This is a genomic window from Pedobacter paludisoli (assembly GCF_052344095.1).
GTDB lineage: Bacteria > Bacteroidota > Bacteroidia > Sphingobacteriales > Sphingobacteriaceae > Pedobacter.
Genome location: NZ_CP179926.1, coordinates 3,277,299 through 3,302,209, shown reverse-complemented (window position 1 = coordinate 3,302,209; position 24,911 = coordinate 3,277,299). Strand labels below are relative to the sequence as shown.

Genomic DNA, 24,911 nt, shown 5'->3' with positions numbered 1-24,911 from the left:
GATTTTTACAACGTAAGGTTATTATTTGTAATACGGTTTAATAAAAACCAACGTTTCACGAAGTGTGGTTTTTATGATTTAGTATATACAAAATTTCGAGAAACCTTTCTCATCATGCGCTCAACCATGTCGTCTGTGGAGGTTGAAATATTATCATCCATTGTTTTAAAGAATCGCCAAAGCAATTCTCCAGTAGAACCACTATTTAATGTTAAGGTTAGTGTTCCAGAACCGGTTTTTCCACCAAAACCACCCATTAAAACTGCCGAGGCAATTGCTCCAGCCTCACTTTTACTTTGTTCAGTTTCAAAACTTCCTCCTAAAATAGCGTCAACGCCCAAGATTTTTGCTACTTCATCTTTAGTTGTTTCATCAAGTTTGTCTAATACCCCTGCTTTTTTTAAGAGAATGTTTGTTTTTTCTACATCTTGAAATTCAACATAGTAATTTGAATTTTTCCTTAAGAGAAAGGTGTACATACTCGATTGAATCGATTTAGACATTGTTCTTTCTTGGTTCAGATTTGCTTCAGCATTAAAGTTTTTAGGTATTTTCTTGTACGAAATTTTTGTTGTGAAAGGTAAAATAGCAACAACTTTGTGTGTTGTGATTTCTGTTTTCAGTTTTGGACTTTCGTAAATTTGCTTTGATCCTTCAAATTGTGCTTGCACGCTAAAGCAAAATAGCGAGAAAGAGAGGGCTAATAAAAATTTGTTCATGATGATTTGTTTTTTGAACGGCAAAAGTATTAAAAATAGTCTCATTAGCGAATTTTTTAATGAGGCTTTTATTGATAATAGACGTCTTTTTACACGTATTATCTCATAGAATTTAGAGATTAGCAGCGAGGATTTAAGTGAAACCGCGAGCTATCATACTTTACTTTAAAGCGACGCATTTTACTTATTTTCAGTTTAATTTTGTGCTATGAAAGTAGAAATCTGGTCGGACGTAATGTGTCCGTTTTGCTATATCGGGAAGCATCATTTTGAGCAAGCGCTTGAAAAACTGCCTTTTAAAGAAGAAATTGAGGTTGTTTGGAAAAGTTTTCAGTTAAATCCTGAATACCATAATGAAAACAACGAAAATATCTACGATTATTTATCGCGCAGTAAGGGATTGCCGATAGAACAAGCAAAGCAGATGACGCAGCAAGTAGCTGAAATGGCAAGATATGCAGGTTTAACCATAAATTTCGGAGAAAATATTCCAGCGAATTCTTTTGATGCCCATCGGATTATTCATTTAGCAGCGAATCACGGGTTGCAAAATCTTGCCGAGGAAAAGTTCTTTGAAGCACATTTTGTGCAAGGTAAAAATATTGCTGAAAAGGCTGTTTTATTAAGCATTGCAGAAGAGATTGGCTTAGATAAAGAGGAAACAACTAAAATTTTGGATAGCAATGATTTAGCAGAAGCAGTTCGGTACGATGTATATGAAAGTCAAAACTTAGGTATTCGAGGTGTTCCGTACTTTGTGATGGACAGAAAGTACGGGATTTCTGGAGCACAGCCCGTTCAAGCCTTTACCGATGCTTTAAATCAAAGTTTTTCAGAATGGAAGGCAACTCAGCCAAAAACGGAGTTAAAGTCTTTAAACAAAAGCGATGATGCAATTTGTGATGATAACAATTGCGCGCTATAAAATTTCTTATTAACGCTGTTGATTTTTCAACGGCGTTAATAAATATTCCAAACCGTTTACGCGGATTTCGAACATCGTAGCCATTAAGCTACCTAGTTTTCCTTTCGGAAAACCCTTGTCTTTATACCACAATAAATAACTTTCAGGGAGGTTGCAAATTAAATACCCTTTATATTTTCCATACGGCATTTGCATGTTAACTAAGTCGAGTAATAAACTGGGGTCCATATTTTGTAAGTAAGGATTTATTTGTTGTGCAATAGTTTTATATTCGTATTGCCTGTTATTTAAGGTCTTTAACCGTGTGTTTTTTATTAAAGCCTTATTTTCATCGAAATTAGACTCGATGTTTAAATTAAATATGGCAATGTTTTAATTTTTAGGCCCGGATTTTTTCTGCGCGAACGATACTGCTATTTAGCACCAAGATATGTATTTATAACGGATAGAAGTACATATAATGCTCAAAATGCAGAAGATATTCCTCATTTTTTAACGCAAGGTAAAATTAAGTCGAAATTTTGCAGAACAGATGCGTTAACAAGAAATGAAGGAATATTGTATTAAACACATGTTTTTTTCCATTTATTAGTCGTAAAATTATATATCTTTTAATACAGGAATAGTGTTTGTTAATTGATATTAAGGGTTGTATTGTGTTTGCTAAATAAAAAGTGAAGTAAATATTTTTATGAATTCTTTAGTATAAAATTTCTAACCAGCCTTTCTTTTAGCAAAACAAACAGATAAGTGCTTTAAGGGTGGCTTATTTTTTGCAATAATATAATTCAAAAAGAATGAAGGAACACAAGAAACTTGGCGAGCTAGCCTCCACAGCAATTTCCGGTAACGATATAAGTTCATCGGTGTTGTATGTATCGGCATTAGCGGTAGGCTTTGCAGGTCAATACGCATGGATTACATTACTCATTGTTGCTGTTGTTCTTTTTACCTTCAGGAAAATTTATGGTGAAGTTGTCGGCGCTTTGCCGCTGAATGGAGGGGCTTACAACGCTTTATTAAATACGACGAGCAAGTCGGTTGCTTCGTTAGCGGCATGTTTAACACTCTTGTCCTATATGGCCACAGCCGTAATTTCTGCCAATGAGGCGATGCATTATTTGCATCATGTTTTTAATTCATTGCCGATCATTCTTTCCACCATTATTTTGCTTGGAATATTTGCCTGTTTAACAATCGTTGGTATTACCGAATCAGCCAAGGTGGCAATAAGCATCTTTCTGTTTCATCTATTTTCGATGGCTTTGCTGATGTTATTCATCATCTTTAAAGTTGCCTCTAGCGGGCTTGATGAATTTTTATTAAACTGGAATAAACCACTCGCTTCTGGAAGTATAGGAATGGCCATTTTTTTCGGCTTTGCAGCCTCCATGTTGGGTATTTCAGGATTTGAAAGTTCAGCAAATTTTGTGGAAGAACAAAAAAACGGCGTTTTTCCTAAAACCTTGAAAAATATGTGGATTGTAGTGAGTGTTTTAAATCCTTTGATGGCTTTTTTAGCACTTTCTTTACTTCCTATAAATGATATAAACGCGCATAGCAATGCGTTGTTATCGCACATGGGTACCGTTTCATCGGGCGAGTGGCTAGCAACTATTGTTTCTATAGATGCTGTTCTGGTATTAAGCGGAGCAGTTCTTACCTCTTATGTAGGTGTGAGCGGATTATTGGAGCGCATAACCTTAGATCGAGTAATGCCTAATTTCTTTCTTAAAAAGAATAAAAACGGCAGCTCCTATCGTATCATTTTGCTTTTCTTTTTATTGAGTGTTTCAGTCCTGTTGATTACCAAAGGAAATGTTGCCTTACTTGCAGGCGTTTATGCTATTTCTTTCCTGTCTGTAATGGCTTTGTTTGTTTTTGGTAACGTGTTATTAAAAATGAAAAGAAAGCGGCTTCCAAGGCCAGAAAAGGCCTCGTGGGCCGGGTTGATGTTTGCCTTACTTGCAGTTACGGTTGCGCTAATCGGTAATATTCTGATTAAACCAGCCGATCCAAAAAGTGCATCTAATTTTGTTGTTTTTTTGGAGTATTTTATTCCCACGCTATTATTTATTGCAATCATGCTCAACCGCATTGCTTTAATACGCGTTGCTATTAATATTATTCAGTATTTGTTTGAGCCTATAAGAAGATTTGTTGATAATTATAATATCGGGATTCCTTTACGAAAAGGAGTCTATACGGTTAATAAAAGCTTAATAAAGACCATTCATGCCATCAATGAGCAAGAGTTTGTGTTTTTTACCAAAGGTGATAATGTTTCGAATTTAAATAATGTGATGCTCTATATTAGGCAAAATGAACATACAAGAAAAATAAAGATTGTAAATGTGATACGAGAAGGAGAGGTTATTCCAGAGCATCTTTTGATAGATATTGATGTTTTAGACCGAGCTTACAATGAAATAGATATTGAATATGTGCAAATTGAAGGAAAAAAATTTAGTCCTGAATTAATTAAAGAGCTTTCGGTAAAGTGGAATATTCCAGTTAATTTCATGTTTATTGGCTCACCAGGAAACTCCTTTCCGTATAAAATACAAGAATTAGGTGGTGTACGGCTAATCATTTAATGTTGACATTCATTCGCTAGATTAACCGTTCACCGTAGCTAACTCAATTTTAGATTTAGAAGTGCTTTTTTCTAATTACTCAATTAATGCTAATGTTTCAATAGCATCCTCCACACTGTTTACGTTATCAAAAGCAATGCGCAAGGTGTTTTTTACTTCTTTTAAATTGCATAAACGCGGATGATTCTGTGCAAAAGATAAAATTTTCACAAAGGTTGAGGAATCGAAATAGGCCGATTGCTTGTCGCTGATAAAGTATCCTCGCAGCATATTTTTTTTGAAGCTCAGTTTTTCAAACCCTAATTTTTTGCCCAACCATTGTAAACGAACCACGCTAAGCATGGTTTTAACCTGAGGAGGAACCGGACCAAAGCGATCGGCCAGGTGCTTTTCAAACACGGCAAGTTCTTTTTCGTTTTCCAGTTTAGACAGTTCGGTATACAGATTATAGCGTTCCGTAATATTGGTGATGTAAGCATCCGGAATGTAAAGCTCCAAATCGGTATCTACTTGGGTAAAGCTTACGAATGGACGCTGAGGTTCATTTTCAAACAGGCCTTTAAATTCTGCCTCTTTTAGCTCATGAATCGCTTCGTCTAAAATTTTGTGATACATTTCAAAACCAATTTCGGCAATGAAACCACTTTGTTCAGCTCCCAATAAGTTTCCACTACCACGGATATCTAAATCGCGCATAGCTACATTAAACCCACTTCCTAAATCAGAAAACTCTTCAATAGCGCTCAACCGTTTTCGGGCTTCAGAAGTTAGGGTTGATAATGGAGGTGAAAGTAAATAGCAGAAGGCTTTTTTATTGCTTCGACCAACACGTCCACGCATTTGATGCAAATCACTTAACCCAAACATGTGGGCATGATTAATGATAATGGTATTGGCGTTTGGAATGTCTAATCCCGCTTCAATAATGGTGGTTGCCACCAACACATCTTTTTCTCCATTAATGAAGTCGAGCATTACGTCTTCCAAAGCATCACCATCCAACTGCCCATGCGCGATACCAATTCGTGCTTTTGGCACTAATTTTTTTATGAGACCACCCAATTGCATTAAATCATTTACCCGATTATGGATAAAGAAAACCTGTCCGCCCCTATCCAATTCAAATTGTACCGCTTCTTGAATTAATTTGTCGTTAAAAACATGTAATTCTGTGTTTACTGGCTGACGGTTGGGCGGAGGCGTGCTAATAATGGATAAATCGCGTGCACCCATTAACGAAAAGTGTAAGGTACGCGGAATAGGTGTGGCAGTTAAAGTCAGCGTATCCACATTTACGCGGATAGCTTTTAGTCGTTCTTTTGCAGCAACACCAAATTTTTGTTCCTCGTCGATAATCATTATCCCGAGGTCTTTAAATTTTACATCCTTACTCAGCAAACGATGCGTACCAATCAAAATATCCACCTTCCCCTCTGCAGCACGCGCCAGTGTATCTTTAATTTGTTTGCTTGTTTTAAAACGATTGATATAATCGACAGTAACAGGAAAATCTTTTAAGCGCGAAGAAAAAGTTTTAAAATGTTGCAGCGCTAAAATGGTTGTTGGAACCAGAACAGCTGCTTGTTTTCCTTCGGTTACCGCTTTAAAGGCTGCACGAACAGCAATTTCAGTTTTTCCAAATCCAACATCTCCACAAACCAATCGATCCATTGGATGTGGCGATTCCATGTCTCTTTTTACATCTAACGTGGCTTTTAATTGATCAGGGGTATCCTCGTAAATAAAAGAGGCTTCTAATTCCGTTTGTAAATATCCGTCCGGAGAAAAAGCTGTACCCGCTTGCGTTTTACGTAATGCGTAAAGTTTGATTAAATCGCGGGCAATGTCTTTAACTTTTTTTTTAGTAGTTTTTTTTAGCTTGTCCCAGGCATCAGTTCCTAGCTTATTCATCTTAGGAACGCCCCCCTCTTTGCCGCTATACTTGGCAATTCGATTTAAGGAGTTAATGTTTACATAAAGCAAATCGTTATCAGCATATACCAAGCGAATCATTTCTTGTACTTTACCGTTAACTTCAACCTTTTCTAGCCCTGCATATTTACCAATTCCGTGATCAATATGCGTAACATAATCGCCCGATTTAAGCTCTCGTAAATCTTTGAGTGTAATGGCCTGACTTTTTTGATAGCCCTTTTTAAGCTTGTACTTGTAGTAGCGATCAAAAATTTGATGGTCGGTATAAAAGGCTGTTTGAATTTGAGGATCGATAAAGCCTTCGCGCAACATACTATTAATCGGGGTGAATTTCGCTGTTTTATCAATGTCTTCTAAAATGGCATACAAACGTTCAATTTGTTTGCTCGAGTCTGTAAAAATGAAACTTACAATCCCTGCATTTTCATTTTCTTTCAGGTTGTGAATGAGTAGATTGAAATCTTTATTGAACGAGGGTTGCGGTTTGGTTTCGAAGTCGAAACGGTGTTCTGTTTGATAAAAAAACTGCTTACCAAATTCAATCAAAGGAAAATCATGTAAGTGATCACCCATCATTTTTTCATCGGTAAAAGCGAACTTGGGATCAATCCATTCCGGATTTTGATTTTTGTCAGCAGCTGGCAAGGCCTTCCATAGTTCAGCGGCTTTTTTATAACCTGCTTTTATGATATCAAGTGTAAATTCTACGTCTTTAAGCCAAATTTGCGTTTCAGGATCAATGTAATCTAAAATGCTAATATTGCTCTCCGTAAGAAATTTAGCTTGCACATTCGGAACAATGGTTAACGATTTAACCTCGTTTACAGAAAGTTGGCTTTCAATTTCAAAACTTCGAATGCTTTCAACCTCATCGCCAAAAAACTCAATTCTGAAAGGCAAATCCGATGAAAAAGAAAAAACATCCACAATTCCTCCGCGAACAGAAAACTGGCCGGGTTCATACACAAAATCGCGACGATCAAAATCGTAGTCGATTAAAAATTCGTTAATAAAATCGATACCCAACTTAGCTCCTACCCGAATTTCTAGTGTGTTTTTTTCGAGCGCAGAGCGATCAATTACTTTTTCGGCAATGGCTTCTGGATAAGAAACCACAATTTTTCCATATTCAGAATCGTGGTTTAACTCATTTAAAACTTCGGCGCGAGCCAAAACATTCGCGGTATCAACCTGGGTAAAATCAAAGGATTTTCGGTACGATGAAGGAAATAACAATACCTGCTTATCCAAAATGCTCTCTAAATCCGACTGAAAATAAGCAGCCTCTTCCCGATCAGGAAGAACAAAGAACAAAGGTTTATGCAAAAAAAAGTAGGTGCTAATGGCTACAACAGCATCAGCAGAACCAACCAATCCCTTTACGTGTATCTTTGGGTTTTTGGAACCATTTAACGCTTTGGTAAAGTCTTTTACCCGATCGTCGGTTTTGTATCTATTTATTAAATCGCGGATATTCAAGACACAAATTTAAGTTTATCTTTTTAAAAAGGAATCACTCAATCAATAAAGTGATAAATAAAAAGCGTTATTTTTTGTCAGTTTTTAAAAAAAAATAACGCGTTGGTCGAACGCAAGGCTCTTTTTTAGCCACAGCGGTCAATACGTCGAGTAATTAACGCAGTTGGTCGAATAGACGGTTTTTTTAGTAACAAAGGTTTCACAATATGCTCTAAAATGTATAAAATTGAAACATGAAATACATGAAAAGCCTTCCTTTAGAATTATTTTTTTGGATAACGGCTTTAACTTTATTGGCAAGTTCAAACCCGCATGAACATCACTTTACCTTGTGCCCGCTGGCCAGTTTAGGTTTTGAGGCTTGGTGTCCGGGCTGTGGGTTAGGCAGATCAATAAGTTGTATTTTTCATGGAGAATTTAGCCAAAGTTTTCGTCAACATTGGTTCGGTTTTCCTGCATTGACAATTCTTTTTTATAGGATTTACACATTATTAAAAAACAGAAGTAAAATAAAATTTTCACTCTAAATCAATACAGTCATGGATGCATATCAATCACAAATTATGTCTTTACCAGGTATCACACCTGAAGAATACGGTTATATACAACAAGCAACTTCGGGTCTTTCTGAACAGCAAGTACGCAACTTTTTAATGATCTACAGCAGCAAAAGAAAGCAAGCTTCAGAAATTTTAATATTGACTTTAATTGGTTTTGTAGGGTTTGCCGGTATTCAACGATTCGTGTTAGGACAAATAGGAATGGGTATTTTGTTCTTTATAACAGGTGGATTGTGTGGCATTGGAACAATAGTAGATGTTATTAACCACAAGAGCTTAACATTTGAGCATAATCAAAAAATGGTGTTCGAAAGCTTACAAATGGTCAGAATGGGCGGCTTTCAATAAGCACTTCTTTTTAAAATGTAAGTCTGCATTCCGTTGGTTTGCAGATTTTTTTGTTTCTAAGAACTTGATGTTTTTCGGCTTGGCAAAATCTTTATAATCGCATATGGCAGAAATCACAAAATTTATATCTTTATGCAATGAAATTAGCTGAATTAACGAATTACCTCGAAAGTATTGCTCCTTTAAATTATCAGGAAGACTATGATAATTCTGGGTTAATTGTTGGCGATCCAAATATGGAAATCAAGGCGGCGCTTGTAGCTTTAGACTGCGTTGAAAAAATTGTAGAAGAAGCCATTTTGACAAGATGTAATTTAATTATAACGCATCATCCAATTGTTTTCAAAGGATTAAAAAAACTTAATGGCAAAAACTACGTTGAGCGCGTTGTCTTAAAAGCGATAAAAAATAATATAGCGTTGTATGCGATTCATACCAATTTAGACCATGTTCATACAGGCGTAAATGCCAAAATTTGCGAACAATTGGGCCTAACTGGGATTAAAATTTTATCTCCAAAGGCTGGGATTCTTAAAAAGATAGTTACCTACTGCCCTCAAGCACAAGCAGAACAAGTTCGGGCGGCACTTTTTTATGCCGGAGCTGGAACAATTGGAAATTACAGCGAATGCAGTTTTAATACCGATGGCTTTGGTACTTTTAAAGGTAACGAGCACACAGAGCCCTTTGTAGGAACGAAAAATGTCCGACATCGCGAAAGTGAAGTACGTATTGAAATGGTTTATCCGGTACAAGCGGAACGAAAAATATTGGTTGCGCTATTTGAGAACCATCCCTACGAAGAGATTGCCTACGATATTTACAAATTGGAAAACAAACACGCTTTAGTTGGTGCGGGCATGTTGGGTTGGCTAGAATATGATATGGATGGCTACGATTTCTTGCATTTGGTAAAAGATAGAATGAAAGCCAAGGTGGTGAGGCACACGGATGTATTGCCCAAAAGGATAAAAAAAGTGGCCGTTTGCGGTGGTGCCGGTAGCTTTTTGTTAAAAGATGCCATTGCCGCCGGAGCAGAAGCTTTTGTGACAGCAGATTTTAAATACCATGAATTTTTTGATGCAGAAGAAAAAATCGTGATCGTTGACATCGGACACTTTGAAACTGAACAATTTACCTCAAATTTATTGGTTGAAATTATTCAAAAAAAATTTACTAACTTTGCAATCCGTTTAACGGAGCAAAATACAAACCCCATAAATTACTTGTTTTAATGGAACAAACCGTAGAACAAAAGCTAAAAGCTTTATACGAATTACAAAATATCCACACAAAAATTGATAAAATTCGTCAAATCAGAGGCGAACTTCCAATGGAAGTTTCTGATCTTGAGGACGATGTGTTAGGGTTAGAAACTAGAATCTCGAAAATCAAAGGTGATCTTGATGATCTTGAGGATTCAATTGTAACGCGTAAAAACACGATTAAAGATGCTCAAGCAGCAATCAAAAGATACGATACTCAATTAAAAGAAGTTAAAAACAATCGTGAATACGATGCTTTAACAAAAGAAATTGAAATTCAAGGGCTTGATATTCAGGTTTCTGAGAAAAAAATTAAAGAGCATGGTTTCGAAATTACATCTAAAACTGAGATCTATGAAACTGCTAAAGCAGAATTAGAAGGAAGAAAAAAAGATTTAGAAGTAAAGAAAGCAGAGCTTGAAGTAATTACATCTGAAACAGAAAAAGAAGAGGATGAATTGTTGAAAAAAGCAAGTGATGCTGAACCAAATATCGAAGAACGTTTATTAGTTGCTTACAAACGTTTACGCAAAAATGCGGTAAACGGCTTAGCGGTAGTAACAATCGATCGTGATTCTTGCTCAGGTTGTTTTAACCAAATTCCACCACAACGTCAATTAGATATTCGTCAACGTAAAAAAATTATTGTTTGCGAGCATTGCGGACGTATTTTGGTTGATGAGGCCTTAACGCACGAAGTTGCCGGAGAAGCTTAATCAATAGAAGAATATATAGAGAGCCCACGAAATTTTACGTGGGCTTTTTTGTTTAAAAAAATACGATAACTTTTGGCCGCAATATTGCTTATGCAAGCAGGTGTTGATTATTTAACACGTACTTAAAACAAGCAGCGCCATTAGGCGTTAATTGTAGATATTTGTTAATCCATGAATGCTCCAGCAATGGGGTTTTCTGCTAGAAAATTATATTGAATGATTAAACCTATTCGTTATTTTGCGCTCCTCTGCTTTTTAACCTTCCCTACAGCTCTATTTGCAAATTTTGATTTTAACGCGAATTGCCTAAATGCCTACAAAAACATCTATCTGTTAAAACTTGGCAATGCCAAAGCGTACATCAATACCGAAAAACAACAACATCCAAATAATGCGATTATTCCGCTTTTAGAAAATTATGTGGATTATTTCACGTTACTTACATCCGAAAATAAAGCAGATTTTGATCGTCTGAAGGCTAATAAATCGAGTCGATTGGATAAGATTAGCGACGATGATAAAAAATCGCCTTATTATCTTTATGCACAAGCTGAAATTAATCTGCAATGGGCATTGCTACGCGGACGCTATGGCGAATACATGACCGCTGCAATGGAAATTCGTCGTGCCAACAACATGCTTCAAGAGAATGCAAAGAAATTCCCAAACTTTCATCTAAATCAGAAAGGAATAGGGTTGATAAATGCGGTAATTGGCTCACTACCAGATGGAACGATGAAAAGTACATTAGCCACTTTTGGGCTTAAAGGGAACTTACAAACCGGATTAAATATCTTGGAACAGCTTGTCGAAAACCTTCCAAAATCTTCGTATGAACCGTTTTATCAAGAGGTTGTTTTCTGTTATACGTACATCTTATCCGACGTGGCACGTAGTTCATCGGCCTATGCCAAAACTATGAAATATACCGAGCGAATTCCCGATTCAAGTTTATTAAAAACCTACATGCGGAGTTACGTTTCTATGAAAAATGCCCATAACGAAGAGGCCATTCAAATTCTAAAAAATAGACCGGATGGAGCAACCTATCAATCTTTTCCCTATTTGGATTATTTAGAGGGTGTTGCGCATTTGAATAAATTAGATTTAACAGCGGCATCTTATTTTAATCAATTTTTTCAGCATAACAAGGGCGTCAATTACATTAAGGACGCTAACTTACGCCTCGCATGGATTGCCATGTTAAAGGGCGATAAAACGGGTTATACGAACTATTCAGCGAAAGCGATTAAGAATGGATATACCTATCAGGAGAAAGATAAGCAAGCCCAAAATGAGGCATCTGCCCCAGCCTCTCCGATTGGGCTTCTAAAAGCGCGTTTGTTGTTTGATGGCGGATATTATTCGAAGGCGCTTCAAGTGCTCGAAAATGTAAAAGCAAGCGATTTAAACAGCGAAAAGGATAAGACGGAGTATAACTATCGTTTAGGGCGGATTTATGATGATTTGGGCAAAGATGATCAGGCACTGAATTATTATCAATCAGCGATTAATCAAGGAAGTAAATTGAAATATTATTTCGCTGCAAATGCGGCTTTGCAAATGGGAAGAGTTTACGAGAAAAAGAAAGATTCTGTGAAAGCTAAAGAAGCTTTTAACGTAGCAATAGGCATGAAAGATCATGAATATGAAACAAGTATTGAAACGCAAGCCAAGGCGGGCTTAAATAGACTTAAATAGGCTGATTTATGCGATGAATATCCCGTTAGGTAAAAGTGTTGAGTTTTGCCTAACGGGATTTCTTATTAAAAACGATGAATAAAAGCGTTGATGTGCATGCCAGCACCTACCGAGGCAAATACGGCAACATCCCCGGGTTTTACAGTATATCCTTCAACTTGACCTTTTAATACCAAATCTAACAGCGTAGGAACGGTTGCTACAGAACTGTTGCCTAACCAAGAAATGGTCATCGGTACAAGCATTTCAGGAACTAGATCTTTTTCATAAAGTTTAAATAAGCGTTTCATGATGGCGGTGTCCATTTTTCCATTTGCTTGGTGTACAAATACGATATTAATGTCCTCGATAGTCAAATTGGCCTTATCAATCGCTTTTTTAATTACTTGAGGAACCTGAATAACAGCAAACTCATAAAGCTTTCGCCCATTCATTTTTAAGTATGCATTACCATTCTTCTCGTCAGGATTAGCGCTTTTTCCCATGGTAAGCAGGCCCGAGTGATTTAAAGCGTGGGTTTCAGTTTTATGCGAAAGAATTCCTTTTTTCAGTTCGTTTTCGTGTGTTTCCTCTGCTTGGAAGATAACGGCACCTGCCCCGTCCGAAAAAATCATGCTGTCTCTATCGTGTGGGTCAATAATACGGCTTAAGGTTTCGGCACCAATAACTAAAACACATTTTGCATCTCCGCTTTTGATATAATAATCTGCTTGAATGGATCCTTGAACCCAACCCGGGCAGCCAAAAATAATGTCGTAAGCAACACAATCTGGATTGGATATCTCCAATTGTTTCTTAACTTTTGCTGCCAAAGACGGCAAGATATCGGTGCGATTGCTGTTTAATGGAATATCGCCAAAGTTGTGGCAAAAAATAATGTAATCGATACTTTCTTTGTCAATTCCAGCATTTTGGATAGCTTTTTCTGCTGCTTTTGCACCAATTTGATTGCTCATCAAGCCTGAACAAACATATCTTCTCTCTACAATTTCAGTAATTTCAGAGAACTTGTGGATGATTTCGGCGTTCTCTTTTTCCAATGGGTTTCCATTCTCAAAAAATGAAGAATTTAGAAACTCATTCCCGGAAATAATGTTTTCAGGAATATAACATCCTGTTCCGGCAATTACCGTATTTATCTGTTTGCTCATAATTTTATACCATATACTAACTTGGTATCTAGTATAAAAGTAGGATTAATAATTAAAAAAGAAAAATTTATCAAGAAAAATCGTCAATAAGAAATACAAACAATTCTTTAGGACCATGCGCACCTAGAACCAATGTTTTTTCAATGTCGGCTGTTCTGCTTGGTCCGGTAATGGTGCTAATCATTGTCGGAATTTGGTTGCCATATTTATCCTTCAGTTGTATAAAGGCCTCTTTTAAGTCTAGAACTAGCTGGCTGGTTCGGGCAATAACGATGTGTTGATGTGGAAAAATACTGAGTCGTCGGCCAGCAGCACTTTGGTTGCTAACCATAACACTTCCCGTTTGGGCAATTAAGCTCTCGCATAGGGTGATACCTACTTCCGCTTGCTCAAAATCTTTATCTGTTTGATAAAAAGGAAACTCGTATTTAGCTAAGAACTCCTGTAATTCAGGTTCCCAGCAATATATTTTTCGCCAATTGAACTTTTCTGCTAATTCCAGCATATTTTCTATAAAGTCAATGCCGTCTTCGCAAAAAATGAAATTACCGGAAACAGCCATTAGCTGCTCTGCAAATAAGACTTCAAGTGCTTCTTCATTTTTTTTGTAGAGCGGACTTTCTTCTAAAGCGGGATAAGGATTTTCACGCTTTTCTAAAAGCGCTTTCCGTATCTTCTTTAGCATTTGTTCTTTTGCGGTGGTAATATCTTTCATTGTAAAAAAAAACCTTGAATTTTTAAGCTCAAGGTTTCAAATATGCATAAAATTTTAAAGTTTTATCGTTTTAAAACGGATAATTCATTAAGCTTCAACGGGTGGAATTTGAGTTGTTCCAGCCGGAGCCTCTAATCCGAATGGCCGTTTGCCAAAAATGGTTTCCAAATCATCTTTAAATAACACTTCTTTTTCAATCAAAATGTCGGCTAATTGAATTAATTTATCTTTATTCTCCTGTAATAAAGTAATTGCTCTTTGATATTGTGATTCAATCAAATTGGATATTTCTTTGTCGATTAAAATGGCGGTGTCTTCCGAATACGGTTTGCCAAAGTTATATTCATTTTGGCCAGAAGAATCGTAATACGTAACATTTCCAAGTTTTTCATTTAAACCGTAAATGGTTACCATGGCTCTAGCTTGTTTGGTTACTTTTTCTAAATCGCTCAATGCACCGGTTGAAATAGTATCAAAAATTACTTTTTCAGCTGCACGGCCACCCATGGTTGCGCACATTTCGTCTAGCATTTGGTCAGGGCGAACAATTAAACGCTCTTCAGGTAAGTACCAGGCAGCACCTAAGCTCTGACCACGTGGAACAATGGTTACCTTGATTAAAGGAGCGGCGTGTTCTAACATCCAACTTACGGTAGCATGACCCGCTTCGTGAATCGCAATAGCTCTTTTTTCTGAAGGAGTTACAATTTTATTTTTCTTTTCTAAGCCACCAATAATTCGATCAACAGCATCTAAGAAATCTTGTTTATCAACTGCATTTTTGTTTTTACGGGCTGCAATTAGAGCAGCTTCATTACAAACATTAGCAATATCGGCACCTGAAAAACCAGGTGTTTGCTTTGCTAAGAATTCAGTGTCTAAATTGTCAATCAATTTTAGCGGTTTCAAATGCACCTCAAAGATTTCTTTACGCTCTTTAATGTCTGGTAGGTCAACATAAATTTGTCGATCAAAACGGCCAGCTCTTAGTAAGGCTTTGTCTAAAACATCTGCACGGTTGGTGGCAGCTAAAATAATTACGTGTGTATTAGTTCCAAAACCATCCATTTCAACCAATAATTGGTTTAAGGTGTTTTCGCGTTCATCGTTACCACCCATCACACTATTTTTACCACGGGCACGACCAATGGCATCAATTTCATCGATAAAAATTATACAAGGAGACTTGTCTTTTGCTTGTTTAAATAGGTCACGTACACGTGATGCACCTACACCCACAAACATTTCTACGAAATCAGATCCTGATAAAGAGAAGAAAGGAACTTGTGCTTCACCTGCAACAGCTTTCGCTAAAAGCGTTTTACCCGTACCTGGTGATCCTACTAATAAAGCTCCTTTAGGGATTTTACCTCCTAAAACAGTATATTTTTGTGGATTCTTTAAGAACTCGACAATTTCTTGGATTTCTTCTTTGGCTCCTTCTAAACCTGCAACATCTTTAAACGTGGTTTTAACTTCGTTTTTTTCATCAAAAAGCGTTGCTTTTGATTTTCCAATATTAAAAATTTGACCACCACCACCAGCGCCACCACCCATACGGCGCATCATGAATACCCAAAAACCAATTAATAAAAGAATTGGAATGATGATATTCAAAAACAAGCTCGTGAACGGATTGCTTCTGCTGGTAATCTCTGCAGAAATACGTGGAGTGGTTGGGGGTAGATCTTTTTGTGATTCGGATAATTGTTTTGACAATAAATCCATTGATCCGGCATTAAAATAAACCGTAGGACCCACTGTATTAACAGCTAGTGCATTTTTGCTTTTGTATTTAGCATATTCTGGTTTTTTTAAGCTCGCATCTTTTATGAATACTTCTGCGCGTACTAAATCATCCGTTTTATAGGCAATTACTTTTTGCACATCGCCTTTAAGTAGCATGTTTTGTGCAAAATATTCATATGATACTTCTTTGGGTCCATCGCTGGTCAACAAATAATTGGCCGCGAAGATGGCAATAATAATAGCGGCATAAACCCAAAAAATATTAAATTTTGATCCCTTTTGAGGTTTTTTAGGGATGTTTGGTAATTTTTTTCCAGGTTTTTTGGTTTCGTTGATATTCGGATCTTCGTTCATCTGTCTTTTTTCAAAAGTTTAAGGGGTTAGGCGCTTTGAAAGTTTGTGCTTTCTGCATCACCCCAAAGTTCTTCAATGCCAAAAAAATGGCGCTTTTCGGTTTTAAAAATGTGCACAACCACATCAAAGTAATCCAGTATAATCCAATCTGCGGATTCAAAACCTTCTTTGTGTCTTGGATTGGTTTGGGTGGCAAGATAAATTTCTTTTTCGACACTATCGGCAATTGCCTTTACTTGTGTGCCAGAATTGGCGCTGCAAACAATAAAAAAATCTGCCACAGAGCTGTGTATATTTCGAAGATCGAGCCGAACAATATCTTCTCCTTTTTTCTCCTGAATGCCATGAACGGCTATTTCAGAAAGGTAGGTAGAAAGGGCTACTATTTTCTTTTTTACCATTAAAATGATTTACTTTTGGAATTAAAATAATTACAAATTTTACACTTGCAAAATACTACTTTTTCTACACTATTTGTTGGTCAAAATTTCATCAATTTGAAGGAAGTTGATTCTACAAATAATTTCTTAAAAAAAATGGCTTCAAATTCCGAGCCATTACTTGAAGGAACTGTAATTATGGCAGAAAATCAGTACGCCGGACGTGGCCAGCAAGCGAATGTTTGGCATACTGAACCAGGAAAGAACATTAGTCTGAGTATATATTTATGCCCAACTTTTTTACCACTGAATAAGCATTTTTATTTGAATATGGCTGTTTCATTGGCGGTTAGCGATACATTGAGCCATTTTCTTCCGGATGATGTAAAAGTGAAATGGCCAAATGATGTTTATTTTAAGTCAAAAAAAATTGGTGGTATTCTCATCGAAAACTTACTGACAGGAATGTCTATAAAACATTCCATAATTGGAATAGGTTTAAATATTAACCAACAGTCTTTTAACGAGGCAATTCGTGAGAAGGCTACCTCTGTCATTCAAATTTTACAAAAGGAAGTCGATTTGGCGGCGATAATCGATAAATTATTTGTTTTTATAGAAAAATACTACCTACTTTTGAAAACGCAGCGGTACGATGTTTTAAAAGAAATGTATCTTGCTAAGCTTTATCATTTTCAAAAAAAGGCATTTTATAATCAAAATGGTCGAATTTTTGAGGCGATACTGATAGGAATTGAAGAATCGGGAAAGTTGGTGCTGGAGACAGACATAGGTACGGAGGCTTTCGATTTCAAAGAAATAGAATTTATACACACAAATAACCGATGACGGGCATGCGTACATGTCTTTTATCACAAACAAAAACACAAATGAAAAAAATCACATTATTACTTTCAATGGTTTTATTTACCATTGCAGGTGCATTCGCACAAATTGAAAAACCAGTTGTTTGGAGTTATGCTGCCAAAAAAGTGAGCAAAACAGAAGCTATTCTTTACATCAAAGCAACCATTGATGATAGATGGCACGTTTATTCTCAGAACGTTAAAGACGGAGGTCCGGTGAAAACAACTTTTTCATTTTCTCCTTCAAAAGATTTTACGCTTGTTGGAAAAACAGTAGAACCTAAAGCTATTGTTAAATATGAAGATACTTTTAAAATGAATGTAAGTTATTTTGAGAAATCGGTAATATTTCAACAAAAAATTAAGTTAAATAAAGCCACTACAACTGTAAAAGGTAAAGTAGAGTATATGACATGTAACGATAAACAATGTCTTCCTCCAGAAGAAATTGAGTTTAGCGTACCAGTTAAATAAGCAAAAACTGTTAAAATTATTCTTAAAGAGTCCGGGATTTTTCTCGGACTCTTTCTGTTTAACGTAAAATCTACGCGAGTTATGGCATTATAACATAATCCTTTATAAAATTTTGCTTATTTTCACAGCCTCAAAACACAAACACACACAAATGAGAAAATTTTTATTTTTAACATTAATTGCAGCAATGTTTATTTCGTTGCCGACAATTAAGACCTATGCCTTGGTGGTCCAGGATACCACCGCTCAGGCAGCACCTGATGATATCCAGTTTACAGAAGTTGGATCGAGCGCAGATAGTGCAGCAAATAATATAACAGAAGATACTGTTGCAAAAACAGAAGCTGTTAAAGTGGTAAATCCCGGAGCTGTACAAGCAAGCGAGAGCCCAAAATTGACCTTGTGGGAAACCTTTATAAAAGGTCTATTATTTGGTTTTGCGGCCATTTTGATGCCGTGTATCTTTCCAATGCTTCCTTTAACGGTTAGCTTTTTTACAAAAAAAGCGGGGACTCGAAGTAAGGCTGTTGGCCAAGCGTTGATTTATGGTATTTCCATTATTGTAATTTATGTTGGATTGGGCATGTTGGTAACCATTGCCTTTGGTTCAGATGCATTGAATGCCTTATCAACCAATGGAATATTTAATGCCTTTTTCTTTTTGATGTTAGTTGCTTTTGCCGCTTCATTTTTTGGGGCTTTTGAAATTACCCTGCCGAATTCATTTGTGAATAAAATGGATGCCAAATCTGACAAAGGAGGTTTGGTTGGTATTTTCTTCATGGCTTTTAGTTTGGCATTGGTTTCATTTTCATGTACCGGACCATTAATTGGTACATTGTTGGTAGATGCAGCTTCAAAGGGAGATAGATTAGGCCCAGCCGTGGGAATGTTTGGTTTCTCTTTGGCCTTGGCTATACCATTTGCTTTATTTGCATTATTTCCATCGTTGTTAAAATCATTGCCAAAATCGGGCGGATGGTTAAACAGTGTAAAAGTTGTTTTAGGTTTTATAGAGCTGGCTTTTGCCTTGAAATTCTTATCAAACGTAGATTTGGCGTACCACTGGAATTTGGTTGATAGAGAAGTATTTTTAGCATTATGGATTGCAATATTTGCTTTATTAGGAATATACTTGTTAGGTAAATTGAAGTTTTCGCATGATAGTGATTTACCTTATGTATCAGTTCCAAGATTATTTTTAGCGGTATCGGTTTTTGCCTTTGTGGTGTATTTAATCCCGGGTATGTGGGGAGCTCCATTAAAGTCGGTTAGTGCATTTTTGCCACCAACCGCCACTCAGGATTTTGATTTGAGTAATATCACTACTACTTCCGTAAGTAGCGCTCAGTCATCGATAAAAGATAAGAAATACCACGATATTTTTCATAGAGCAACGCCAAAAGGCTTTGATGCATACTACGATTTTGAGCAAGCAAAACAAGCTGCAAAGGAGTTGAAAAAGCCAGTTCTAATCGATTTTACCGGATGGAACTGCGTAAATTGCCGTAAAATGGAGAATAACGTATGGTCACATCCGGAAGTTGCTAAACGATTAAAAGAAGATTTTGTCATGGCTGAACTTTTTGTGGATGATAAAACGGAGTTGCCAGAGGCAGAGCAGTTTGTTTCTACTTATAGCAAAAAGAAAATTACAACAATAGGGAAGAAATGGAGCGATTTCCAAGCTTCTACTTTTAATAGTAATTCTCAACCGCAATATGTGATTGTTGATACGGATGGAAATGTGTTGGTGCCACCACAAGGTGCTGATTACGATCCTGAAAATTACATTAAATTTTTAGAGAGCGGAAAACAAGCTTTCAAACAAAAGACGAATGAATAAAATTAAAAAAATTGGCGTTTTAACCTCTGGTGGCGATTCACCAGGCATGAATGCTGCGATTAGAGCGGTAGTCAGAGCTGCAATTTATTATGATATTGAAGTAATTGGTTTTCTTCGTGGTTATGAAGGGATTATTACAAACGATTTCATTGAAATGAATCGTAAATCGGTTGCCAATATCATCCAAAGAGGCGGCACAATCTTAAAAACGGCGCGTTGCGAAAGCTTTAGAACCGTTGAAGGAAGGCAACTAGCTTATGCCAATTTACAAAAAAATGATGTTGATGCATTGGTGGTAATTGGCGGTGATGGTACTTTTACTGGCGCCAATATTTTTACCCATGAGTTTAATTTACCAATTATAGGTTTACCCGGTACAATTGATAATGATTTAGTAGGGACCGATTTTACAATTGGATATGACTCGGCCATTAATACGGTAATTGATGCAGTAGATAAAATTAGAGATACGGCAGAATCGCACGATCGCTTATTTATTGTAGAGGTTATGGGGCGCGATTCAGGTCTTATCGCTTTGCGTAGCGGCATTGGTGTGGGCGCAGAGGCTATTTTAATTCCAGAAGCAAATTCCGGTGTTGAAGGGGTTTTACATAAGTTAGAGCATAGCCGAAAAGACAAATCCTCGAAAATTATTATCGTAGCAGAAGGCGATGATGCTGGCGGAGCTTTTAAAGTTGGAGAAATCTTGCAGGAGAAATATCCGCATCACGACACAAAAGTATCGGTACTGGGGCACATTCAACGGGGCGGAAAACCAACCTGTATGGACCGTGTTTTAGCGAGTAGACTTGGCGTTGCTGCTGTTGAAGGACTAATTAAAGGCGAAAAAGGCGTAATGGCCGGATTAGTCAATAAAGAAATTGTCTTTACTCCTTTTGACCACGCAATTAAACATATTGATGCAGAAAAGGTAAGTTCAACTTGGCTAAAGCTAATCGATATACTTTCATTTTAAAAAAAAAGCGCTGGATCTCTCCAGCGCTTTTTTTAAATATCTTCTACAATAACAGCCGTTCCGTTGGCGCTCACCATAAGCATACTTCCATTGGGGCCAATAGTTAGATAATCTAAGTCGACTCCAACAATGGCATTTGCCCCGATAGCTGCCGCATATTGTTGCATTTCATTTAGTGCGGTATCTTTCCCTTCGCGAAGAACGCGTTCATAAGAGCTTGAGCGGCCTCCTACTACATCTCTAATTCCAGCAAATAGATCTTTAAAAATATTTGCTCCTATGATAGTTTCACCGGTTACCAGACCAATGTATTTTACGATTTTCTTTCCCTCAATGATGGGTGTAGTGGTTATTAACATAGTTATTCGGTTTGGGTATTAGAAACAAAATGGTTTTATATGTTACACTAAAGTAGGAGTTTCGCCACTTCTTGCCAATTATTAACCCGCTCATATTCCGTGATAAGCAGGTTGTGCGGCGAGCTAAACAACAAAGGCCTGCCTTTAAAGTTCATGAAATTTTTGGTTCTATCATCAATTAAAATATCGGCATCCACAATTTTATTTCCGCAAAACATAATGTGTTGCCAATCAATAAAAGGAAAATGATCCGCTAGCCAGTCGTATTTATCAATGAGGGAGTTTCTAAATTCCATAGCGGCAGAAACAATGTACACATCGTATTTTTCTTGCAGGGCTTTTATTACGTCTTGGCTATCGGGTATCACCGGCAGATCGCGAAAAAAACCAGGTTCATTAATATACTCAAACCATTTTTGGTTGATGTTTTCGGGTAAGTGGTGATAAATTTCATTTCCGGGCTCTATTTTTAAATCGAGTGGGATTTGATAATCGCGGTTGTAGAGGCGGATAAATTTTTCGAGGGCATCGGCAATCACCTCGTCCATATCAATGGCAATTTTTTTCATATTCAGTAGCAGCAAATTATTGCTTGCAAACCTATCAAAAACAAAGAAATTAAACTATGTTTTTAATTTACAGTATTTTACTTATCTTTGCATCCCCACAGCACGCAGCTCTGGGAACTATGTTGAATACATAAATATAAAAAGAAATGGCAACTAAAATCAGATTGCAAAGATTCGGTAAAAAAGGAAAGCCTTTTTTCCACGTAGTGGTAGCAGATTCTCGTGCTCCACGTGATGGTAAATTCATTGAGCGTTTAGGTTCTTATAACCCAAACACCAATCCTGCTACTATCGAAATTAATTTCGAGAAAACTTTAGCTTGGGTAAACAAAGGTGCTGAGCCTACGGATACTGCACGCGCTATTCTATCTTACAAAGGTGTTTTATACAAAAAACACTTAGAAGGTGGTGTTAAAAAAGGTGCTTTAACTCAAGAACAAGCAGATGCTAAATTTGCAGCTTGGTTAGACGCTAAAGCAGGTAAAATTTCTGGTAAAACAGAAGGATTAGCCGCTTCAAAAGCAGAAGCTCGTAAAGCAGCTTTAGCAGCAGAAGCTAAGAAAAAAGAAGATAAAGCAGCATCAATCGCAGCGAAAAATGCACCAGTTGCAGAAGAAGTTGTTGAAGAAGCTCCAGTTGCTGAAACTGAAGCTCCTGCTGAAGAAACTCAATCAGAAAGCGCTGAGTAATCAGTTAACTTTTTGTTCTAAAATAGCGTTCCGGATTTTTCGGAGCGCTATTTTTTTTAATACGATTTGTATAAATTTAATCCAGGAGGCGCTATTTTAGCGTTCAATTTATGAAGCACGAAGAGGCATTTTATATAGGCTATATTACGAAAACACGCGGCTTAAAAGGCGAAGTACAGGTTTTTTTTGAGTTTGAAGAATACGAAGCGTTAGCGTTTGATGTTGTTTTTGCAGATATGAATGGAAAGCTTGTGCCGTTCTTTGTGGCAGAGGCGAAATTACAGGCCAATAGAACAGGCTATTTTAATTTCGATGACGTTGATCATATTGATAAAGCGCAGCCGCTATTAAAGAAGAAATTATACTTACCGTTAAGCCAAATGCCAGAACGTGATGAGGATGAATTTTTCTATACTGACTTTAAGGGGTTTACGGCAATTGACGAAACATTGGGAGAGCTAGGTGAAATTTTGGATGTACACGAATATCCACAACAGTTTGTTGCAACGGTTTTGTACAAAGAAACGGAAATCCTGTTCCCTATAAATGAAGATTTTATTGTGGCTTTTGACGAAGAAGAGAAAACGCTGAACCTTGATTTGCCCGCAGGATTGTTGGATATTTATCTGGACAAGTAATTGATAATTACGTATGACGTTATATTGATGACGAAGCTATACCTTGTATTAAACACTCAAATTAAACACCTAACTTTGTTGCATGCGTTTTGATATTATAACTGTTATACCCGGTTTATTGGAAAGCCCTTTTGCACATTCCATTTTGCAAAGAGCTCAGAAAAAAGGTATTGCCGAAATTTTTGTGCATAATCTGCGCGATTACTCTACTCATAAACAAAAAAGTGTTGATGACTACCAATACGGTGGCGGTAGTGGGATGGTAATGAGTATTGAGCCTTTTGCTAATTGCATTGAAAAGTTGCAATCGGAAAGAGAATATGACGAGATTATCTTCATGACTCCAGACGGGGTAACACTTAATCAGAGCATCGCTAACGAACTTTCTAGTAAAAAGAACATCATTATCCTGTGCGGACATTATAAAGGCATAGATCAACGTATACGCGATATTTATGTTACGCGCGAGCTTTCTGTAGGTGATTACGTTTTAAGCGGCGGAGAATTACCAGCGGCAATTGTAGTAGATGCCGTCGTTCGGTTAATTCCTGGTGTGTTAAACGATGAGACATCTGCCCTATCAGATAGCTTTCAGGGAGAATTACTGGACGCACCTGTTTATACGCGTCCTGCGGATTGGCGAGGCCATAAAGTACCCGATATTTTGTTAAGCGGACACGAGGCAAAAGTGAATGAGTGGAGACACGAACAAGCTTTGGAGCGTACCAAAGCCCGCAGACCCGACCTTTTAGAATAACAAACCTTCTTGTGTGTTCTTAAATTAAAGAGCTAAGATTCTTTTCAAAAAAGTTCGCTAAATTTAGGTTCTATGAAGCTTAAAGGAGAAGAGAAACATTTTTGGTGGCATTTTCGCCATATAACCGATTCAAAGAATATCCCCAATGAGTTACCCGGGATTACCATTATTGATAGCTCGGAAGGTGATGATTTTTGGAGGATACTGATTAAGCGGGTAGAAGTGGTTCATGAGATATACTTAAAGGAAACAGAAATTACCGATGTTGGTGTGATGGTTATCAGTGAGCTTAAGAAGGTGAAACATTTAACCCTAATGAAGCATGATAAGATTACAAAAGCTTGCTTGCCTTATTTGAATAGATTAACCGATTTGGAATATCTGGACGTTTGGCGCACGCAGATTCGCATTGAAGATTTAAGTGCCTTATCTGATTTGAAAAACTTAAAAGAGGTGTGCGTGTCGCCGAATGACGAAGACGATGAGTATACAGATAGAGAAGGTATTTTAGAAAAAATAATTAAAATAGAGGAAAGCTTACCTCATTGCGTAATACGAACAAGTCCGAATTAAAGACCCTTGGTTTTTAAAAGCAAAAGAGTTCCTTGTTTGTATTCTCGACCTTTTGGAATAGAAGTAATTACGTGGTTAAAATGTGGAATTCTAAAAGATTGTGGAAAAAATTAAATTAGACTTTTTTTTATGAAAAAAAATTCCTAATATTGCAGTCCGATTTTCAAGGTAAAGAAAGTTGGTTTAATAGCTTAAAATCATGGATTTAGTAAAATTTGTTGAAGAGCAGGCCATCGCGAAAAAAGATTTTCCTGCGTTCAAGTCTGGCGATACAGTGAGCGTACACTATAAAATTCGCGAAGGTAATAAAGAACGTGTTCAAATTTACCAAGGTGTTGTAATACAGCGCAATAGCGCAGGTGCTAACGAAACTTTTACAGTTCGTAAAATTAGCAACGGCGTTGGTGTTGAGCGTATTTTCCCTTTCAGCTCTCCTAACATTGAGAAAGTTGAAGTGAACAGCTATGGTAAAGTTCGTAGAGCAAAATTATTCTATCTACGTAGCTTAACAGGTAAAGCAGCTCGTATCAAATCTTTAAGAAAATAGTACTTTCAAGTATACGATATAGC

General features: G+C 37.0%; 25 protein-coding genes. 16 read left to right on the top strand and 9 right to left on the bottom strand.

What is annotated here, in order from left to right; all coding sequences use genetic code 11:
• Positions 1-71 precede the first annotated feature (71 nt).
• Positions 72-719 carry a hypothetical protein gene (locus ACJVDK_RS13585; RefSeq protein WP_443937210.1) on the bottom strand — a complete coding sequence of 216 codons (648 nt, stop codon included), beginning with the start codon at positions 717-719 and terminating at the stop codon, positions 72-74.
• Positions 720-927: 208 nt separating this feature from the next.
• On the opposite strand from ACJVDK_RS13585, the gene ACJVDK_RS13580 reads away from it, so the two are divergent.
• Positions 928-1,644 (top strand): DsbA family oxidoreductase, encoded by a 717-nt coding sequence (locus ACJVDK_RS13580; RefSeq protein ID WP_443937209.1) that lies wholly within the window; start codon positions 928-930, stop codon positions 1,642-1,644.
• 9 nt (positions 1,645-1,653) lie between these two features.
• Here ACJVDK_RS13580 and ACJVDK_RS13575 read toward each other — a convergent pair whose 3' ends face one another.
• A complete protein-coding gene (locus tag ACJVDK_RS13575; protein WP_443937208.1) occupies positions 1,654-1,872 on the bottom strand; it encodes a DUF3820 family protein in 219 nt (72 codons plus the stop codon).
• A gap of 569 nt (positions 1,873-2,441) precedes the next feature.
• On the opposite strand from ACJVDK_RS13575, the gene ACJVDK_RS13570 reads away from it, so the two are divergent.
• Positions 2,442-4,241 carry an APC family permease gene (locus tag ACJVDK_RS13570; RefSeq protein ID WP_443937207.1) on the top strand — a complete coding sequence of 600 codons (1,800 nt, stop codon included), beginning with the start codon at positions 2,442-2,444 and terminating at the stop codon, positions 4,239-4,241.
• A 75-nt stretch (positions 4,242-4,316) separates the two neighbouring features.
• On the opposite strand, the gene mfd is transcribed toward ACJVDK_RS13570, so the two are convergent.
• Positions 4,317-7,655, bottom strand: a complete 3,339-nt coding sequence (mfd, locus tag ACJVDK_RS13565) for a transcription-repair coupling factor (protein WP_443937206.1) — start codon at positions 7,653-7,655, stop codon at positions 4,317-4,319.
• Between the two features lie 233 nt (positions 7,656-7,888).
• Between mfd and ACJVDK_RS13560 the strand changes: the two genes are divergently transcribed.
• From ACJVDK_RS13560 to ACJVDK_RS13540, 5 genes are all read left to right on the top strand, one after another.
• Positions 7,889-8,182 carry a DUF2752 domain-containing protein gene (locus ACJVDK_RS13560; protein ID WP_443937205.1) on the top strand — a complete coding sequence of 98 codons (294 nt, stop codon included), beginning with the start codon at positions 7,889-7,891 and terminating at the stop codon, positions 8,180-8,182.
• A gap of 12 nt (positions 8,183-8,194) precedes the next feature.
• Positions 8,195-8,563 carry a TM2 domain-containing protein gene (locus ACJVDK_RS13555; RefSeq protein WP_443937204.1) on the top strand — a complete coding sequence of 123 codons (369 nt, stop codon included), beginning with the start codon at positions 8,195-8,197 and terminating at the stop codon, positions 8,561-8,563.
• A 137-nt stretch (positions 8,564-8,700) separates the two neighbouring features.
• On the top strand, positions 8,701-9,798 hold the full coding sequence (locus ACJVDK_RS13550; protein ID WP_443937203.1) for a Nif3-like dinuclear metal center hexameric protein: 1,098 nt from the start codon (positions 8,701-8,703) through the stop codon (positions 9,796-9,798).
• A complete protein-coding gene (locus tag ACJVDK_RS13545) occupies positions 9,798-10,544 on the top strand; it encodes a zinc ribbon domain-containing protein (RefSeq protein ID WP_443937202.1) in 747 nt (248 codons plus the stop codon). Before ACJVDK_RS13550 ends, ACJVDK_RS13545 begins: the two co-directional genes overlap by 1 nt.
• 216 nt (positions 10,545-10,760) lie before the next feature.
• Complete coding sequence (locus tag ACJVDK_RS13540) at positions 10,761-12,245, top strand: tetratricopeptide repeat protein (protein ID WP_443937201.1); 1,485 nt, start codon at positions 10,761-10,763, stop codon at positions 12,243-12,245.
• A gap of 65 nt (positions 12,246-12,310) precedes the next feature.
• On the opposite strand, the gene ACJVDK_RS13535 is transcribed toward ACJVDK_RS13540, so the two are convergent.
• The 4 genes from ACJVDK_RS13535 to rsfS all read right to left on the bottom strand — a co-directional run bounded on the left by ACJVDK_RS13535 (position 12,311) and on the right by rsfS (position 16,615).
• On the bottom strand, positions 12,311-13,396 hold the full coding sequence (locus ACJVDK_RS13535) for a 3-oxoacyl-ACP synthase III family protein (RefSeq protein WP_443937200.1): 1,086 nt from the start codon (positions 13,394-13,396) through the stop codon (positions 12,311-12,313).
• Between the two features lie 70 nt (positions 13,397-13,466).
• Complete coding sequence (locus ACJVDK_RS13530) at positions 13,467-14,111, bottom strand: LutC/YkgG family protein (protein WP_443937199.1); 645 nt, start codon at positions 14,109-14,111, stop codon at positions 13,467-13,469.
• A gap of 87 nt (positions 14,112-14,198) precedes the next feature.
• The gene (gene ftsH, locus ACJVDK_RS13525; protein ID WP_443937198.1) at positions 14,199-16,214 is read right to left on the bottom strand and encodes an ATP-dependent zinc metalloprotease FtsH; all 2,016 of its coding nucleotides are present in this window, start codon (positions 16,212-16,214) and stop codon (positions 14,199-14,201) included.
• Positions 16,215-16,240: 26 nt separating this feature from the next.
• Entirely contained in the window at positions 16,241-16,615 is a 375-nt protein-coding gene (gene rsfS / locus ACJVDK_RS13520) for a ribosome silencing factor (RefSeq protein WP_443937197.1), read from the bottom strand.
• A gap of 45 nt (positions 16,616-16,660) precedes the next feature.
• Here rsfS and ACJVDK_RS13515 point away from each other — a divergent pair, with 45 nt between their 5' ends.
• The 4 genes from ACJVDK_RS13515 (at position 16,661) to pfkA (ending at position 20,756) form a co-directional block, all read left to right on the top strand.
• Positions 16,661-17,443 (top strand): biotin--[acetyl-CoA-carboxylase] ligase, encoded by a 783-nt coding sequence (locus tag ACJVDK_RS13515; protein ID WP_443937196.1) that lies wholly within the window; start codon positions 16,661-16,663, stop codon positions 17,441-17,443.
• Between the two features lie 41 nt (positions 17,444-17,484).
• On the top strand, positions 17,485-17,934 hold the full coding sequence (locus tag ACJVDK_RS13510; RefSeq protein ID WP_443937195.1) for a protein-disulfide reductase DsbD domain-containing protein: 450 nt from the start codon (positions 17,485-17,487) through the stop codon (positions 17,932-17,934).
• Between the two features lie 151 nt (positions 17,935-18,085).
• On the top strand, positions 18,086-19,780 hold the full coding sequence (locus tag ACJVDK_RS13505; RefSeq protein ID WP_443937194.1) for a protein-disulfide reductase DsbD family protein: 1,695 nt from the start codon (positions 18,086-18,088) through the stop codon (positions 19,778-19,780).
• Positions 19,773-20,756 carry a 6-phosphofructokinase gene (gene pfkA / locus ACJVDK_RS13500; protein WP_443937193.1) on the top strand — a complete coding sequence of 328 codons (984 nt, stop codon included), beginning with the start codon at positions 19,773-19,775 and terminating at the stop codon, positions 20,754-20,756. Before ACJVDK_RS13505 ends, pfkA begins: the two co-directional genes overlap by 8 nt.
• Before the next feature lie 32 nt (positions 20,757-20,788).
• On the opposite strand, the gene ACJVDK_RS13495 is transcribed toward pfkA, so the two are convergent.
• Together ACJVDK_RS13495 and ACJVDK_RS13490 are read right to left on the bottom strand one after the other, a co-directional pair.
• A complete protein-coding gene (locus tag ACJVDK_RS13495) occupies positions 20,789-21,115 on the bottom strand; it encodes a heavy metal-binding domain-containing protein (RefSeq protein WP_443937192.1) in 327 nt (108 codons plus the stop codon).
• Between the two features lie 47 nt (positions 21,116-21,162).
• Positions 21,163-21,684, bottom strand: a complete 522-nt coding sequence (locus ACJVDK_RS13490) for a 5' nucleotidase, NT5C type (RefSeq protein WP_443937191.1) — start codon at positions 21,682-21,684, stop codon at positions 21,163-21,165.
• A 146-nt stretch (positions 21,685-21,830) separates the two neighbouring features.
• Between ACJVDK_RS13490 and ACJVDK_RS13485 the strand changes: the two genes are divergently transcribed.
• The 5 genes from ACJVDK_RS13485 (at position 21,831) to rplS (ending at position 24,888) form a co-directional block, all read left to right on the top strand.
• On the top strand, positions 21,831-22,373 hold the full coding sequence (locus ACJVDK_RS13485; RefSeq protein WP_443937190.1) for a 30S ribosomal protein S16: 543 nt from the start codon (positions 21,831-21,833) through the stop codon (positions 22,371-22,373).
• A 110-nt stretch (positions 22,374-22,483) separates the two neighbouring features.
• Positions 22,484-23,011, top strand: coding sequence for a ribosome maturation factor RimM (gene rimM / locus ACJVDK_RS13480; RefSeq protein ID WP_443937189.1), 528 nt, complete (start codon positions 22,484-22,486; stop codon positions 23,009-23,011).
• A gap of 82 nt (positions 23,012-23,093) precedes the next feature.
• A complete protein-coding gene (gene trmD / locus ACJVDK_RS13475; protein ID WP_443937188.1) occupies positions 23,094-23,768 on the top strand; it encodes a tRNA (guanosine(37)-N1)-methyltransferase TrmD in 675 nt (224 codons plus the stop codon).
• A 72-nt stretch (positions 23,769-23,840) separates the two neighbouring features.
• The gene (locus ACJVDK_RS13470; protein WP_443937187.1) at positions 23,841-24,341 is read left to right on the top strand and encodes a hypothetical protein; all 501 of its coding nucleotides are present in this window, start codon (positions 23,841-23,843) and stop codon (positions 24,339-24,341) included.
• Between the two features lie 199 nt (positions 24,342-24,540).
• The gene (gene rplS / locus ACJVDK_RS13465) at positions 24,541-24,888 is read left to right on the top strand and encodes a 50S ribosomal protein L19 (RefSeq protein WP_443937186.1); all 348 of its coding nucleotides are present in this window, start codon (positions 24,541-24,543) and stop codon (positions 24,886-24,888) included.
• The last annotated feature ends 23 nt before the right edge of the window (positions 24,889-24,911 follow it).

Excerpts from the sequence above, each read along its gene's own strand:
- ACJVDK_RS13535 (WP_443937200.1), bottom strand. The coding sequence starts at position 13,396 with ATGAGCAAACAGATAAATACGGTAATTGCCGGAACAGGATGTTATATT.
- ACJVDK_RS13490 (WP_443937191.1), bottom strand. The coding sequence starts at position 21,684 with ATGAAAAAAATTGCCATTGATATGGACGAGGTGATTGCCGATGCCCTC.
- ACJVDK_RS13585 (WP_443937210.1), bottom strand. The coding sequence starts at position 719 with ATGAACAAATTTTTATTAGCCCTCTCTTTCTCGCTATTTTGCTTTAGC.
- ftsH (WP_443937198.1), bottom strand. The coding sequence starts at position 16,214 with ATGAACGAAGATCCGAATATCAACGAAACCAAAAAACCTGGAAAAAAA.
- ACJVDK_RS13510 (WP_443937195.1), top strand. The coding sequence starts at position 17,485 with ATGAAAAAAATCACATTATTACTTTCAATGGTTTTATTTACCATTGCA.
- pfkA (WP_443937193.1), top strand. The coding sequence starts at position 19,773 with ATGAATAAAATTAAAAAAATTGGCGTTTTAACCTCTGGTGGCGATTCA.
- ACJVDK_RS13550 (WP_443937203.1), top strand. The coding sequence starts at position 8,701 with ATGAAATTAGCTGAATTAACGAATTACCTCGAAAGTATTGCTCCTTTA.
- rplS (WP_443937186.1), top strand. The coding sequence starts at position 24,541 with ATGGATTTAGTAAAATTTGTTGAAGAGCAGGCCATCGCGAAAAAAGAT.
- ACJVDK_RS13545 (WP_443937202.1), top strand. The coding sequence starts at position 9,798 with ATGGAACAAACCGTAGAACAAAAGCTAAAAGCTTTATACGAATTACAA.
- rsfS (WP_443937197.1), bottom strand. The coding sequence starts at position 16,615 with ATGGTAAAAAAGAAAATAGTAGCCCTTTCTACCTACCTTTCTGAAATA.
- ACJVDK_RS13575 (WP_443937208.1), bottom strand. The coding sequence starts at position 1,872 with ATGGACCCCAGTTTATTACTCGACTTAGTTAACATGCAAATGCCGTAT.
- ACJVDK_RS13570 (WP_443937207.1), top strand. The coding sequence starts at position 2,442 with ATGAAGGAACACAAGAAACTTGGCGAGCTAGCCTCCACAGCAATTTCC.
- trmD (WP_443937188.1), top strand. The coding sequence starts at position 23,094 with ATGCGTTTTGATATTATAACTGTTATACCCGGTTTATTGGAAAGCCCT.
- ACJVDK_RS13485 (WP_443937190.1), top strand. The coding sequence starts at position 21,831 with ATGGCAACTAAAATCAGATTGCAAAGATTCGGTAAAAAAGGAAAGCCT.
- ACJVDK_RS13495 (WP_443937192.1), bottom strand. The coding sequence starts at position 21,115 with ATGTTAATAACCACTACACCCATCATTGAGGGAAAGAAAATCGTAAAA.
- ACJVDK_RS13560 (WP_443937205.1), top strand. The coding sequence starts at position 7,889 with ATGAAATACATGAAAAGCCTTCCTTTAGAATTATTTTTTTGGATAACG.
- ACJVDK_RS13580 (WP_443937209.1), top strand. The coding sequence starts at position 928 with ATGAAAGTAGAAATCTGGTCGGACGTAATGTGTCCGTTTTGCTATATC.
- ACJVDK_RS13530 (WP_443937199.1), bottom strand. The coding sequence starts at position 14,111 with ATGAAAGATATTACCACCGCAAAAGAACAAATGCTAAAGAAGATACGG.
- ACJVDK_RS13505 (WP_443937194.1), top strand. The coding sequence starts at position 18,086 with ATGAGAAAATTTTTATTTTTAACATTAATTGCAGCAATGTTTATTTCG.
- ACJVDK_RS13555 (WP_443937204.1), top strand. The coding sequence starts at position 8,195 with ATGGATGCATATCAATCACAAATTATGTCTTTACCAGGTATCACACCT.
- ACJVDK_RS13540 (WP_443937201.1), top strand. The coding sequence starts at position 10,761 with ATGATTAAACCTATTCGTTATTTTGCGCTCCTCTGCTTTTTAACCTTC.
- ACJVDK_RS13470 (WP_443937187.1), top strand. The coding sequence starts at position 23,841 with ATGAAGCTTAAAGGAGAAGAGAAACATTTTTGGTGGCATTTTCGCCAT.
- rimM (WP_443937189.1), top strand. The coding sequence starts at position 22,484 with ATGAAGCACGAAGAGGCATTTTATATAGGCTATATTACGAAAACACGC.